The 13,986-nt window shown below is 70.9% G+C and carries 10 protein-coding genes; 4 read left to right on the top strand and 6 right to left on the bottom strand.

Annotation, left to right across the window (positions count from 1 at the left end):
- Window positions 1-131: 131 nt before the first annotated feature.
- Window positions 132-1,373: a Gfo/Idh/MocA family oxidoreductase gene (locus tag OHB01_RS18940; RefSeq protein ID WP_328855766.1), complete on the bottom strand. Its 1,242-nt coding sequence runs from the start codon at window positions 1,371-1,373 to the stop codon at window positions 132-134.
- Window positions 1,370-2,386, bottom strand: a complete 1,017-nt coding sequence (locus tag OHB01_RS18935) for an aldo/keto reductase (RefSeq protein ID WP_328710860.1) — start codon at window positions 2,384-2,386, stop codon at window positions 1,370-1,372. Before OHB01_RS18935 ends, OHB01_RS18940 begins: the two co-directional genes overlap by 4 nt.
- Window positions 2,387-2,487: 101 nt before the next feature.
- On the opposite strand from OHB01_RS18935, the gene OHB01_RS18930 reads away from it, so the two are divergent.
- The 3 genes from OHB01_RS18930 (at window position 2,488) to OHB01_RS18920 (ending at window position 8,416) form a co-directional block, all read left to right on the top strand.
- Complete coding sequence (locus OHB01_RS18930; protein WP_147944863.1) at window positions 2,488-2,922, top strand: MarR family winged helix-turn-helix transcriptional regulator; 435 nt, start codon at window positions 2,488-2,490, stop codon at window positions 2,920-2,922.
- A gap of 179 nt (window positions 2,923-3,101) precedes the next feature.
- Window positions 3,102-4,898 carry a discoidin domain-containing protein gene (locus OHB01_RS18925; RefSeq protein ID WP_328855765.1) on the top strand — a complete coding sequence of 599 codons (1,797 nt, stop codon included), beginning with the start codon at window positions 3,102-3,104 and terminating at the stop codon, window positions 4,896-4,898.
- A 17-nt stretch (window positions 4,899-4,915) separates the two neighbouring features.
- Window positions 4,916-8,416, top strand: coding sequence for a discoidin domain-containing protein (locus OHB01_RS18920; RefSeq protein ID WP_142649339.1), 3,501 nt, complete (start codon window positions 4,916-4,918; stop codon window positions 8,414-8,416).
- Window positions 8,417-8,446: 30 nt separating this feature from the next.
- Here the strand turns inward: OHB01_RS18920 and OHB01_RS18915 are convergent, their stop codons facing one another.
- A complete protein-coding gene (locus OHB01_RS18915) occupies window positions 8,447-9,340 on the bottom strand; it encodes an MBL fold metallo-hydrolase (RefSeq protein ID WP_147944867.1) in 894 nt (297 codons plus the stop codon).
- Between the two features lie 195 nt (window positions 9,341-9,535).
- Window positions 9,536-10,537 (bottom strand): zinc-dependent alcohol dehydrogenase family protein, encoded by a 1,002-nt coding sequence (locus tag OHB01_RS18910; RefSeq protein ID WP_142649338.1) that lies wholly within the window; start codon window positions 10,535-10,537, stop codon window positions 9,536-9,538.
- Between the two features lie 105 nt (window positions 10,538-10,642).
- On the opposite strand from OHB01_RS18910, the gene OHB01_RS18905 reads away from it, so the two are divergent.
- Window positions 10,643-10,960, top strand: coding sequence for an ArsR/SmtB family transcription factor (locus OHB01_RS18905; protein WP_142649337.1), 318 nt, complete (start codon window positions 10,643-10,645; stop codon window positions 10,958-10,960).
- Here OHB01_RS18905 and OHB01_RS18900 read toward each other — a convergent pair.
- Both OHB01_RS18900 and OHB01_RS18895 read right to left on the bottom strand, forming a co-directional pair.
- Window positions 10,939-11,829 (bottom strand): MurR/RpiR family transcriptional regulator, encoded by an 891-nt coding sequence (locus OHB01_RS18900; protein WP_142649336.1) that lies wholly within the window; start codon window positions 11,827-11,829, stop codon window positions 10,939-10,941. The genes OHB01_RS18905 and OHB01_RS18900 overlap by 22 nt on opposite strands.
- A 186-nt stretch (window positions 11,830-12,015) precedes the next feature.
- Window positions 12,016-13,494 carry a M14 family zinc carboxypeptidase gene (locus OHB01_RS18895; protein WP_328708160.1) on the bottom strand — a complete coding sequence of 493 codons (1,479 nt, stop codon included), beginning with the start codon at window positions 13,492-13,494 and terminating at the stop codon, window positions 12,016-12,018.
- Window positions 13,495-13,986 lie beyond the last annotated feature (492 nt).

Here is a 13,986-nt window from a genome sequence, read left to right as displayed (position 1 = left end):
ACGACGTACAGTGCAGGGCCGCGCGATACGGCCAGGCGGCCGGGGGCCACGGTCAGGGCCGCGCGATACGGCCAGGCGGCCGGGGCCCACTCAGGGCCGCGCGGTACGGCCGGGCGGCTGAGGGGCCGTGGTCACGGCGTCGTGACCACGGACTCGATGCTGCGGTGCCGTGCGGCGCCGTGCGCGAAATCGGGCACACCCGAGGCGCCACCCGAGGTCCCGCCCGAGGTGTCGCCGAAGGCGCTGGAGCCGCGGCCCAAGGCCTGGCCCAAGGCGCTGCCCGAGGCGCTGCCCGAGGCGCTGCCTGAGCCGCCACCCGAGATGCCGCCCTCACGCAGGTCGTCAAAGAACCGCTGGTAGGCGTGCGAGACCGCGAAGGCAGGCGCGTCGGCGCGGGGGTCCAGCCCGGGGACGCGGATGTAGGACTCGGGCACCGTCAGGGGAGCGAGCCCGGTGGATGCCCCGCGGCTGCCTTCGATGGTGATCGGGCTGAGCTGGAGATGGCCGATCGGGGCGGTGACGACGAGGTCGCCCTCGGTGCCGTTGATCTCCCAGCGGAAGTTGGTGCCCCGGGAGACGCCCCCGCGGTAGTGGACGGCGAGCACCGCGCCGCCCGGCAGCCGTCCCGAGGCCACCACCTGGTCCGGCGCTGTCATGGGCACGGGCCGTCCGGTCCCGGTGTCCACGGCCGACGTACGGCGGGACGCCAGGTCGATCCGCAGTTCCTCGGGCTCGCCCAGGACGGACGCGAGCCCGTCGAGGGTGTGCGCGAAGGGGATGGTCAGCAGCGTCATGCCGTTGGCGGCGTCGAGCACGTGGTGGTCGCCGGGGCCGACGGTGCCGCCCCACGCGCCGCCGGAGCCGACGACGGTCGTGGACAGCACCTCCCCCACGTAGCCGTCGGCCACGAGATCCCGCAGGTAGGCCAAGGCCGGGTGCGACCGCGCCTGAAGCCCCACGATGGTCGGCACCGCGCGGTCGCGCGCCTGCCGTGCCATGTCCTCGGCCTCCGCGAGCCCGTTGCCGAGCGGCCACTCGCACAGCACGCTCTTGCCGGCGTCGAGCGCGGTCCGCACCAGCTCGCGGTGGTGCGGCACCTTCACCGCCACGACCACGAGGTCCACCTCGTCGCAGGCGGCCAGCTCGGCGGCCGTCCCGAAGGTGCGCGACACTCCGTGCTTGTGCCCGGAGCGCTCCGCCGATTCCTTCGAGCTCGTGCTCAGGGCCCGCAGCTCGTATCCCGGGACGGCGCGCAGGGCGGGCAGGTGGGAGCGCTCGGCCCAGCTTCCGTTCGCCCCGAGTCCGATGATCCCTACGCCGACGGGCGTGCCTGACCTGGCCAGCTCGGCGAGGCGTGACGTGGAGGTGTTCATGATGTGTGACCTGTCCTTTCGCTGTCCAGCAGGGTCATGAGGGGTGCGGCGTACCGGGTCCCGGCCACCGCGCCGGCAGGGACGGCCTCGTCGATCGCGCGGAGGTCCGCGTCGGTCAGGGTGACCTCGGCCGCGGCCAGGGCCTCCTCGATGCGACGCGGACGGCGGGCACCCAGGACGGCCACGATGGTGCCGCGCTCGCGGTTCTGCGCGACGACCCAGGCGGTGGCGAGTTGCGCGACGCTGATGCCGTACGCGCCGGCGAGTGGCCGCAGCCGGTCGACGAGGGCGAGGTTCGCGGCGAGATTGCCGGGATGGAAGCGGGGCAGCCAGTGGGCGCGCGGGTCGCCTCCGGCGGGCTGCCGGTAGTCGCCGGTGAGCAGGCCGTGCGCGAGCACCCTGTAGGCGGTGACGCCGATCCCCAGCTCGCGGCAGGTGGCGAGGATGCCGTTGGTCTCGGGGTCCCGGCTGAACAGGGAGTATTCGATCTGCACATCGCAGATCGGGTGTACGGCGTGGGCACGGCGGATGGTCTCCGGCCCCACTTCGGAGAGCCCGATGTGGCGCACGTACCCGGCCTGGACCAGCTTGGAGATCGCGCCGATCGTGTCCTCGATCGGGGTGTCGGGGGCGAGGCGCGCGGGGCGGTAGACGTCGATGTGGTCGGTCCCGAGGCGGCGCAGCGAGTAGGCGAGCGCGTTCTTGACGTGGGCGGGCCGGCCCTCGATGCCGACGAAGGCTCCGTCAGGGCCCCGCAGAGCGCCGAACTTCACGCTCAGGAGCGCCTTGTCGCGGTCACCGGGGCGCAGCGCGCGGCGGATGAGGTCCTCGTTGTGGCCCATGCCGTAGAAGTCGGCCGTGTCGATGAGGGTGACGCCGGCGTCGAGGGCCGCGTGGATCGTGGCGATGGCGTCGGCCTCGTCGGCGGGGGCGGTGTGGTCGGACATGCCTGCGCAGCCCAGGGCGATGGGGGCGACCCGAGGGCCGCCGGTTCCAAGAGGTCGGGTGTGCATGGACCCTCCTGCGGGCGGGAGATGTGGACGCGCCGACAGGGCCGCGATTACGGCCGTCTGTTAGCGTTGACATCTCAACATTAGGTCAGAGGAGTGTTGATATGTCAACATCGGATAGACAGTCCGCCGACGGCGAGTCGGGGCCCGTCGACTTCTGGGTCGCCTTCAAGCGCGCCCATGAGGTCGTCCGGGCCCGGGTGATCGCGGACACCGCCGAGGCGGCAGGCCTGTCCGAGCCGGACCTGACGATCCTCGTCACCCTCGGCAAGGCGGGCGGCGCCCTGCGCCAGAGCGAGCTCGCCGCGTCGCTCGGCTGGGATCGCACCCGCGTCTCCCATCAGCTCACCCGCATGAGCGGCCGCGGACTCGTCACCCGCGAGCGCGCGGGCGGCGTCATGGTCGCCCTCACCGACGCCGGGCGCGCCGCCATCAACTCCGCGCACCCCGGCCTGGACGCCGCCGTCCGGCGCCACTTCACCGACAAGCTCTCCCCACAGGAGATCGAGACGCTGGCCGCCGTGTTCGACCGGCTGTAGGCCCGGAACACCGGCACCCTGACACCGACACCTACACCGGCACCGGCACCGGCACCGGCACCGGCGACCTCATGATCATTTCCTTGCATACTAAATTCAAGTATTGACCTAAGTGTCGAAGGCGATCATCCTCTGGGGCAGGGCTCGCTCCCTTCACCCCCCGAAGAGGAATCGCCATCATGAGCAAGCGTTCGACGATCCATCCCGCGCGACGCGCCCTGACGGCCGTGCTCAGCGCACTGGCCCTGGTCGTGGCCTGCGTCGTCGCGGCGGCGGCCGGATCAGCGCCGGCCACGGCCGCGCCCGCGCTGCTGTCGCAAGGAAAGACCGCGACGGCGTCGTCCACCGAGAACGCCGGCACTCCGGCGTCGGCCGCCGTCGACGGCGACACCGGCACCCGCTGGTCCAGCGCGTTCAGCGACCCGCAGTGGCTCCAGGTCGACCTCGGCGCCTCGGCGACGCTGAGCCAGGTCGTGCTCGCCTGGGAGGCCGCCTACGCCACGGCCTTCAGGATCCAGGTCTCCGACAACGCCACCACCTGGACCGACATCTACTCCACCACCACCGGCACCGGCGGCACACAAACCCTCAACGTGACCGGCTCGGGCCGGTACGTCCGGGTCTACGGCACCGCCCGCGCCACCCCCTACGGCTACTCGCTGTGGGAGTTCCAGGTGTACGGCACGACGTCCGGCACCGCGTGCGGCACGGCCGACGCCGCCCAGGGCAGGCCGGCGACCGCCTCCTCCGCCGAGAACGCCGACACCCCGGCGTCGGCGGCCGTCGACGGCAACGGCGCGACCCGCTGGTCGAGCGCGTTCAGCGACCCGCAGTGGCTCCAGGTGGACCTCGGCTCGTCCAGGACGATCTGCAAGGTCGTCCTGACCTGGGAGACCGCGTACGCCACCGCCTTCAAGATCCAGGTGTCCGACAACGCCACCACCTGGACCGACATCTACAGCACCACCACCGGCACCGGCGGCACACAAACCCTCAACGTGACCGGCACCGGCCGCTACGTCCGCGTGTACGGCACCGCCCGCGCCACCGCCTGGGGCTACTCGCTGTGGAGCTTCACGGTGAACACCACGGGCGGCTCGACCGACCCGACGACCGACCCGACGACCGATCCGACGACCGGCCCGACCACCCCGCCCGACGCCTTCTGGGGCGACACCTCGAACATCCCGGCCGCCCAGAACGTCGTCATGGTCAAGATCCTCAACCGGACCAACGGGCAGTATCCCGACTCGCAGGTCTACTGGAGCTACAACGGCCAGGTCCACTCGATCGCCGAGCAGCCCTACTTCGACATGCCGGCCAACACGGCGGGCCGCATGTACTTCTACCTCGGCTCCCCCAACAGCCCTTACTACGACTTCATCGAGTTCACGGTCGGGCCCTCGGTCTTCAACGGCAACACGACCCGGGTGGACGCGTTCGGCCTGAAGCTCGCGATGCGCCTGCACGCCCGCGACGGCTACGACGTGGCGGTCGGCGAGGACTACGCCACCTTCGCCGAGTCGCGCGCGGCGACGTTCCAGCGGTTCATCGACGAGGTGCCGGCCGAGTTCAAGCCGCTGGCCCAGGTGGAGGCGCCGTACCGCATCCCGGCTCCGGGCAGCGCGTCGATCTTCCAGCCGGGCGGGGCGTACGCGAACTACTTCACCGGCTACGCCGCCCAGCAGGGCGTGACGGCGACGACCTCGCAGGTCACCGGGTGCGCCGGGCCGCTCTCGGAGGCGCCGCAGATGTGCGCGGCGCTCAACCGGCACGTCGCCGGGCTGTCCGACGCCCAGCAGTCGGACCCGTCGAACTACTACAAGGCCGCGCCGGCGAACTACTACGCGAAGTTCTGGCACGACCACGCCATCGGCAAGCTCGCCTACGGCTTCCCGTACGACGACTACGCGGGCCAGTCCTCGTTCATCTCGCACGGCGACCCGCAGTGGCTGCTCGTCGCGGTCGGCTGGTAACGCAGGCAGGAGACGCCATGAGACATCCCCTCACGTTCCGGCGCGGGCTCTCCCTGATCCTGGCCGCGGCGCTCGCGCTGGTCGCGAGCGTCGTCGCCGGGCCCGCGTACGCCGCGCCCGTCCTGCTGTCACAGGGCAAGACGGCGACGGCCTCGTCCGCCGAGAACGCCGGGACACCCGCCTCCGCGGCGGTGGACGGCGACACCGGCACCCGCTGGTCCAGCGAGTTCGCCGACCCGCAGTGGCTCCAGGTCGACCTGGGCACCTCGGCGACGCTGAGCCAGGTCGTCCTCAACTGGGAGGCCGCCTACGCCACGGCGTTCAAGATCCAGGTGTCCGACAACGCCATCACCTGGACCGACATCTACAGCACCACCACCGGCACCGGCGGCACACAGACCCTCAACGTGACCGGCTCGGGCCGGTACGTCCGGGTCTACGGCACCGCCCGCGCCACCGGCTGGGGCTACTCACTGTGGGAGTTCCAGGTCTACGGCACGACCGGCACGTCGTCGGGCTGCACCGCCCCCAACGCCGCGCTGAACCGGCCCGCGACCACCTCGTCCACCGAGAACGCCGGGACGCCCGCGTCGGCGGCTGTGGACGGCGACCCCGGCACCCGCTGGTCCAGTGAGGCGGCGGACCCGCAGTGGCTCCAGGTGGACCTCGGCTCGGCCAGGACGATCTGCAAGGTCGTCCTGACCTGGGAGACCGCGTACGCCACCGCCTTCAAGGTCCAGGTGTCCGACAACGCCACCTCCTGGACCGACATCTACAGCACCACCACCGGCACCGGCGGCACACAGACCCTCGACGTCAACGGCACCGGCCGCTACGTCCGTATGTACGGCACCGCCCGCGCCACCGGCTGGGGCTACTCACTGTGGGAGTTCGCCGTCCACGCCGACGGCGGCGGCCCCACCGACCCCCCGCCGACCGACCCGCCGACCGACCCGCCGACGGGCACGCCGATCTCGGCGTACAAGCAGGTGACGGCGTCGTCGTGGGAGGGCGGCAACGCCCCGGCGGCGGCGCTCGACGGGCGGACGACGACCCGCTGGTCGAGTGAATACTCCGACGACCAGTGGCTGCGGGTGGACCTCGGCGGCGCCGCCCACATCACCGGCGTCACGCTCAACTGGGAGTCCGCGTACGCCACCGGCTATCGGATCGAGGTGTCGGCCAACGGCACGTCATGGACGCCGATCTACACCACGACCAGCGGCAAGGGCGGCGTCGAGAACCTGAGCGTCACCGGCGACGGCCGCTACGTCCGCTTCGTCGGCACGGCGCGGGCGACGGGCTACGGCTACTCGCTGTGGGAGTTCCAGGTCTTCGGCACCGTGGACACGGCGGCCACGACCGCTCCCCTGCTGTCCCCGCCTGCCAAGGCCCCGGCTACCACCGGCCAGTTCGCGCTGTCGGCTCCCGCCGACAAGGCCATGATCACCGACACCCGGCGGCCGGCGTTCTCCTGGGCGGCCGTCTCCGGCGCGGTGCGCTACGAGGTCTGGCTGAACGTCAGCCGCACCGACTACGACTTCACCGCCTCGGGCAACCTCATCGACCTCTACACCAAGGTCGCCGAGCCGACCGGCACCACCTACACGCCCACCTGGGACATCCCCGACCGGTGGACGTACAAGTGGTACGTCGTCGCGGTGAGCGGCTCGGGCGCCAGGACGACCTCGAACATCCGCACCTTCAGCCTCTATCTGCCCGACATCGAGCAGGTCGCCGACGGCGTCCCGATCGTCCAGGGCGCCCGTGACCTCAACAAGAACGGCACGATCGAGCCGTACGAGAACTGGCGGCTGCCGATCGAGACCCGCGTCAACGACCTTCTCGGCAGGATGACCCCCGAGGAGAAGGCGTACCAGATGTTCTACAACGCCCAGACCTACCCGCTGTCGGGGTGGCACTTCGGCCCGGCGCTGCCGAACGACCTGCACGCCGTGCTGCTGGCCGCGTCGGGGACCCGGCTGGGCATCCCGCCCGTCTCGGCGGGCGACACCATCGCCGGATATCAGACCACCTATCCGCTGCAGAGCACGCTCGCGGCGGGCAAGGACTACGCGCTCGACTACAAGCTGGGCGACATGCAGCGCCGCGAGGAGCTGGAGGTCGGGGCGCGCGGCGTGCTCGGCCCGCTGGCCGAGGTCGGCACCAAGGTCCTCTACCCCCGCATCCAGGAGGGCAACGGCGAGAACGCCGACGTCGCGGCGGCGCAGGTCCGCGCGCTGGTGGCCGGGCTGCAGGGCGGCCCCGAGCTCAACCCCGGCTCGGTGCTGGCGACCGTCAAGCACTGGCCGGGTGAGGGCGCGGGCGGCGAGGCCGGCATCACCTACGACGCGGTGACGATCAAATATCACATGATCCCGTTCAGGGCCGCGATGGAGGCCGGTGCGGTCAACATCATGCCGGGCTACGCCGGGAGCTCCTACCTCGACCCGGGCGGGTCGGGCGCGGGCGACAGCAAGCCGATCCTCGACTACCTGCGTGACAACCTCGGCTACACCGGTCTCATCACGACCGACTGGCTGCCGTCCACGGTCTGGGTCAAGGCCGCGAACGCCGGCTCGGACGTGATGGGCGGGGCCGACCCCGGCGCAGAGGGGTTCACGATGGCGACCTTCCTCGCCAACGTGCCCATGGCGCGGATCAACGACGCGGTGACCCGGATCCTGCGCCTGAAGTTCACGCTCGGCGTGTTCGAGCGCCCGTACGGCGACCCGGTGAACGGGCCCTACCGGTTCCACCAGCCGTCGTACGTCGCGCTCGCCAACCAGGCCGCCCGGGAGTCCGACACGCTGCTCAAGAACAACGGCGTGCTGCCGCTGAAGCTCAAGGCGGGCGACAACATCGTGGTCGCCGGTCCGCGGGCCACCGACGGCACGGCCTGCTGCATCTGGACGAGCTACTTCCACGAGGAGTACGGCTCGAAGACCCTGCTGGACGCGGTCAGGGCGCGGGCGGCCACCGAGGGCGTCAACGTCTATCAGGACACCGGGCCCTCACCCAAGCTGGCGATCGTGGCCGTCGGCGAGCCGACCTACACGCACGCCACCGCCTGGGTGAAGGAGCGACCCCAGTTGCCCGCCGACCAGCTTGCCGTCATCCAGAACTTCAAGAACCAGGGCATTCCGGTCGTCGTTGTGCTGACCCTTCCCCGGCCCATCGTCATCAGCGAGTGGAACGGCCTGGCCGACGCCATCGTGGTGACGTACCGGGGTGGTGAGGAGGTCGGCCCGGCCACGGCGAGCCTCCTGTTCGGCGACTACACCCCGCGCGGGCGCCTGCCGTGGCAGCTCCCGCGCAGCCTCGACCAGATCCTCAAGCCGGGCGGCGGCGACGTGCTCGAAGACGCGGTCGAAGACTGGAACCTCCCCTACGACCTGGGCGCGACCGCCGCCCAGCGTGCGGAGATCCGGGCCCGCATCGACGCGGGCCAGACCGTCCCCACCACCTACGGCGACCCCCTCTATCCGTACGGAGCCGGCCTGCAGGGCTGGTCGTGACGCCGATCCCAGACTGATCTCGGACTGATCTCAGACCGAGGTCGGCAGCGGCCCGCCGTGCCAGGCCATCGCGTCACCGAAGGCGGCGAGGAGATCCACCTCGCCGCCTTCGGCATCGGCGTAGGCGCGGTGCAGGTTGAGCACCAGGCGCTCGGCGTCCGCCCATCCGGCGAACTCGCCCAGGTCGGCGGCCTGCGCGGCGGCGAGCGGGGTGAGCCCGCTTTCCCGTCCCGTCCGGGCGGTGTCGAGGACGAAGCGGTAGTAGCGCTCGTGCGCGGCCAGCACCTCGGGCAGCTCGGCGGCGGTGGCGAGCGGGCCGTGGCCCGGCACGATGTGCTCCGGCTCGAAGGCCGCCAGCCAGTCGAGCGACCGCAGCGCCCCCTCGACCGACCCCATCAGCACCATCGGGGTCAGCCCGTTGAACAGCAGGTCTCCCGCGAACAGCACGCGTTCGCCGGGAAGCCACGCCACCACGTCGCCGGGGGTGTGGGCGGCGTGGCCGGGGTGCCGCAGCTCGACGCGGTGCGTCCCCACATGCACGGTCAGCTCGGAGCCGAAGACCACCGTCGGCGGGCGGCGCGTCACCTGTCCCCAGTCGGGCACCGGCGCCCACACCGGCGGGCAGCCGTCGATGATCGGATCGACGAGCAACGCCTCTCTCATCGCCGCGTGCCCGAAGACGACCGTGTCGTCCGGGAGCAGGCTGTTTCCGTAGCAGTGGTCCCCGTGCTGGTGGGTGTTCACCGCCATCCTGACCGGGGCGCCGCCGGTCGCCTCGGCGACCGCGCCGAGGAACCGCCGGGTGCGCGCCTCGGTCGCGCAGGTGTCGACGATCAGGACGCCGTCGTCGCCCGCCACGGCCCCGGCGTTGTTCACCCACCACGTGCCGTCCGGCTGCACCCAGGCGAAGATCCCTGGTGCCATCTCATGCAGCCCAACCTCGTGCAGCCCCGCCCCGCCGGCCCGCTCCACCACGCTCACGATTCCTCTCGTCGACGTCCTGTCCAGGGGGGACCCTATCGACGGAGGCCCCCGTCACCGCTCGGGGGATGGCCGGTCAGCGAGGCGGCGATCAGCTCCGGCCGTACAGAGCCGGCAGTCGCACCACGCCACCAAGGCTCACTGACGCACGGTGAGCACGATCTTGCCGATCTGGGTGCCGGTCTCCATGTGCCGGTGTGCCTGCGCGACCTCCTCCAGCGGGAACAGGCGGTCCACCACCGGGCGGAAGGCGCCCGTGCGCAGGCCCGAGGCCACGAAGGCGACGGCGCGGCGCATCCGCTCGGGATCCTTGGTGATCTCCAGCACCGTGTACGTACGCATGTTCAGCGCGGGCATGCCCAGGTCGAAGCCCGGATAGGGCGTCGGCTGCCCGCTCTGCGCACCCCACAGCACCAACGTCCCGCCGGGGACGACGGCCCTCGCCAGTTCCGTCACGCCCGGTCCGGCGACGGCGTCGAAGACGTACGCGGCGCCCCTGCCGTCGGTCAGCTCAAGCACCCGCCCTGCGACGTCCTCCTCCTCGGAGATGACGACCTCGGCCGCGCCCTCCTCGATCAGCCGCCGGCTCTTGGCACGGGTGCGGGTGACGGCTATCGGCGTGGCCCCGACGCGGTTGGCCGTGTGGATCGCGGCCAGGCCGATGCTGCTGGACGCCGCGGTGATCACCGCCACGTCGCCCGCCCGCATCCCAGCCACCTCCGCCATGGCGCCGTAGGCCGTGAGGTAGGGCATCCACACGGCCGCACCGGTGACCGCGTCCACCCCGTCGGGACGGGACAGGAGCGCGGACGCCGGCACGATCGCCTGCTCGGCGTAGACGCCGTAGTCGTTCTGGGAGAAGAAGCCCGGCAGGACGCTGACCGCGTGGCCCTCCGCGAACCCGGCCACCTCCGGGCCGAGCGCCTCCACCACACCGGCCGCCTCGGTGCCGAGCGTGGCGGGCAGATGCTTCACCGGCTCGATGTACCGGTCGCGGCGGAACAGGATCTCGGCCCTGTTGACGCCGATCGCCTCCACCCGGATCCGCACCTCGCCCGGCCCCGGCTCCCCCGGCTCCAGGTCGTCCAGCCGCAGCACCTCGGGCCCGCCGATCTCGTGGAACCGCACCGTCTTCGACATGTCGTCGTCCTCCGCTCGTCGTGATCGCGGTCCGCTGTGTCGGTTCACTCTGCGGCGAAAGTACGATCGATGTCAAACTTTGATGGACGTCGTACTATGGCAGCCATGGGACGTACGCCACCGCATCCAGAGGTGTCACAGTTCGACTTCCAGCAGGTGCTGGAGGCCCTCGTTGATCCGGTGCGCCGGAGCATCGTCGCGCAGCTCGACGCCTCCGGCGTGGACATCCCGTGTGGGGGCTTCGACATCCCGGTCAGCAAGTCCACCGCCACCCACCACTTCAACGTGCTGCGTGAGGCGGGCCTGATCCGGCAGTACTACGTCGGGACGTCGCGGATGAACTCCCTGCGCCGCGCCGAGATGGACGAGATGTTCCCCGGCCTGCTCGACGCCCTGACGCGTCAGCCGGTCAGGAAGACCTGACGCTCGGCGGCCCGGTCGTCGAACGCCTCCAGCCGGGCCTGCCCCTCGGCATCGAGGGTGTCCAGCATGGTGTGCAGCAGGGCGGTGCACAGGACCGTCGCGGCGGCGTGGGAGTCGAACGCGAAGCCCGAGCTCACCGGGGCGAGCAGGACCTCGTCCGCGAGGTCGGTGAGCCGGCCCACCGGCTGGTCGGTGACGAGGGCGATCTTCAGCCGCACCCGCCGCGCCCAGACGAGTCCCTGCTCCAGCTCACGCGGATAGCGGGGCAGGCCGATGGCGAGCACCCAGGCGGCGCCCGACTCCGCCGCCCTGCTCAGCCGGTCTTCCATGATCGAGCCCGGCACGTCCAGCACGCGTACGTCCGGGAGCACCTTCTCGGCGAGGTAGCCGAACAGGTGCGCCAGCGGCGCGGAGATCCGCAGGCCCATGACCAGAAGCGGGCTCGACCCGGCCAGTTGACCCGCCACCCGCCGGAGCTGCCCGGGGTCGGCCAGGCCGTCGCGCAGCCGTTCGAGGTCGCGGATCTCGGAGGTGACCAGCTCCTGGATCTCGTTGTGGCGGTCGTCCGTCGCGGCCGGCTGCCGGTCGCCGAACACGGACGTACGCAGCGCCTCCCGGAACTCCGGGAACCCGCGGAACCCGAGCGCGGCGGCGAAGCGGGTGACCGACGGCTGGCTGACGCCGGCGCGCTCGGCGAGGTCCGCGCTGGTGAAGAAGACGGCCTCCTGCGCGTTGTCCAGCAGATAGCGGGCGATCCGGCGTTGGGACGGCGAAAGGCGGTGGCCGTCGAAGAGCGCGCGCAGGTTCGCGACGATCCGGGCGGCGTCCAGCACGGCGAGCGACCGGCCGGGCTCCGGAGCGTGCCTCATCCTGGACCACTCCCCTTCTTCGTGAAGTGACGGACCCGGTGACGGACCCGGTGACGGACCCGGTGACGGACACAGCTCCCGCCGGCCGGTCGCCTCACTCGTGAATCGCGAAGCGCCCGCCGGACGCAACGCCGCCGGGCGGCCCCCGCTGGGGACCGCCCGGCTTAGGTCACGTCGTGCTGTCGGTCAGTTCTTCGGGCCGTTGCCGTTGAACCTCTTCTTGCACTCCTGCAGCCGTACGTCGGCCTGCTCGCCCCGGTCGACGGTCACGTGCACCGTCTCGAGGATCTCGCCCGACGGACGGGCGCAGGTGAGCGTCCAGCTCTCCTTGATGAACCTGCCCGGCCCGGTGGCGACGACGCCCGACTCGGTGTAGGCCGGAGCCGGCCGTACGGACGGGTTGACGTGCCAGGCGAACTTGCCGTTGGTGGGGGCGACCAGCGTCGACTCCAGGTGGGTGGGCACCCTCTGGGGCGCGTCGAGGACGTTGTTCGCCTGGACGATCGGGGCGGTCCACAGGTCGAAGTCCTTGGTGATCTTCAGGACCGCACCCTTCGGCGCCTTGCCGGTGATGACCGAGTGCCCGGCCGGGTCGGCCGCGTACTCCAGGGCCACCATGAACGCCTCGCGGTTCGACTTGCCCTCGTAGCGGCCGGTGCCCGTGTAGTCCTCGATCACCTCGGAGTAGGTGTTGTTGGTCGACTGGGTCTTCATGATCTCGAAGGTGAACCCGAGGCCGCGGGTCGCGTAGTAGGACCAGTCGGGGGTCTCACCGGTCGTCTCGTAGTCGAAGCCCGACTTCATGCCCGTGTAGCCGTTCTCGGCCGTGATCGCGTCGGTGAGCGCGGCGTAGACGGCCTCGTCCGGGGCGTCGCCCGCGCGCTTCTCCAGCGGCGGACGGAGGACGGTGTGACCGGAGGTGTGATTCGTGATCAGGACCGTGACCTGGTTGCTCGTGGTCAGGTCCATGATGTTCTGCACTTCGGGCTCGGAGCCGGGCCCGGGGCCGCGGTTGGTGTTGTTGGACCCGGCGTTGCTGCCCCAGCCGAACGGGTAGTTGCGGTTGATGTCGACCCCGGCGTTGCTCGCGCACGTCGGGGACACCCCGCAGCTCGTACGCCGGTTGATGACGAACCCGTCGACGTTGACGACCGGGACGAAGATGACCCGCGCCGTGTCGAGCAGGCGGGTGATCCGGGGGTCCTTGCCGTCGTTGCCGATGAGGTCGTAGGCGAACTCCAGCGTGTGCTCGCCGGACGGCCATTCGTTGCCGTGGTGGACGCCCATCATCAGCAGGACCGGCTTGCCGTCGGCGGCCTCGACGTCGTGGGTGACCTCGATGCCGTACACCTCCCGGCCCTGGCGGGTCTTGTGCGGCAGCGTGATGTGCTTGACGAGGCCGGGGTGCCGGGCGCTCAGCGCCAGCATCTCGTTGTTGTAGTCGTCGATCGTCCGGTAGGTCGTCCGTCCGCTCGGCAGGCTCGGCGCCTGCTGCTGGACGACCGCCTGGGAATCCGCGGTGGCGGCGACATCGGCACCGGCGGCCGGAATTCCGAGACCGCCCAGAAAACCGACGCCAAGCGCCAGCGTGAGAACGCGTTTCCCGAGGGCGGAACGCTTTCCGGGGACAGAGGCAGTGGAGGGGGACGTGCCTCCTGAAGACATGCTGAACCTTTCTCGGCCGCGGACGAGCGGGAAACGAAAACGCGTCCTTTTCTCCGGGCCGTCTTTCGGCAGCTCGCGACGCCCCCCGAACCGTCGCCGGCTGCAAAGTTTCAGTAAGTCTGCGGGGTGAATGGGATCATGTCAACCACTGCTCGAAAGCCTTCTCCGCACACACCGAAAGGGCGCCGGTGATTTTCCGCACCGATATGTGACGCGCTGTGTGCGCGTTCCGCGCGCGGGCGGGGCCGCGGACACGGCGGCACAGACGGCCGGGCGGGGGCGATGATCGGTGCCGGCCGGTCTGAGGATCTCGATTTTCCGACCCGTCAGGGTGAAAGTTTCAGCGGCATATGTCCCGCTTCGAAGCGCCCTTCACTCGCGACAAACGACGGCGTACATGCCTTTGTCAAGGTCAACCCGGGAGCTTCCGGCGATTCTGACAAGATGGCGTATCAGATGTTCATTGACTGGTCACCCGGGATTCACCTATTG

It is taken from the genome of Microbispora hainanensis (genome assembly GCF_036186745.1).
Lineage (GTDB): Bacteria > Actinomycetota > Actinomycetes > Streptosporangiales > Streptosporangiaceae > Microbispora.
The sequence above is the reverse complement of the archived record's forward strand: the minus strand, read 5'-3'. Positions and strand labels throughout refer to the sequence as shown.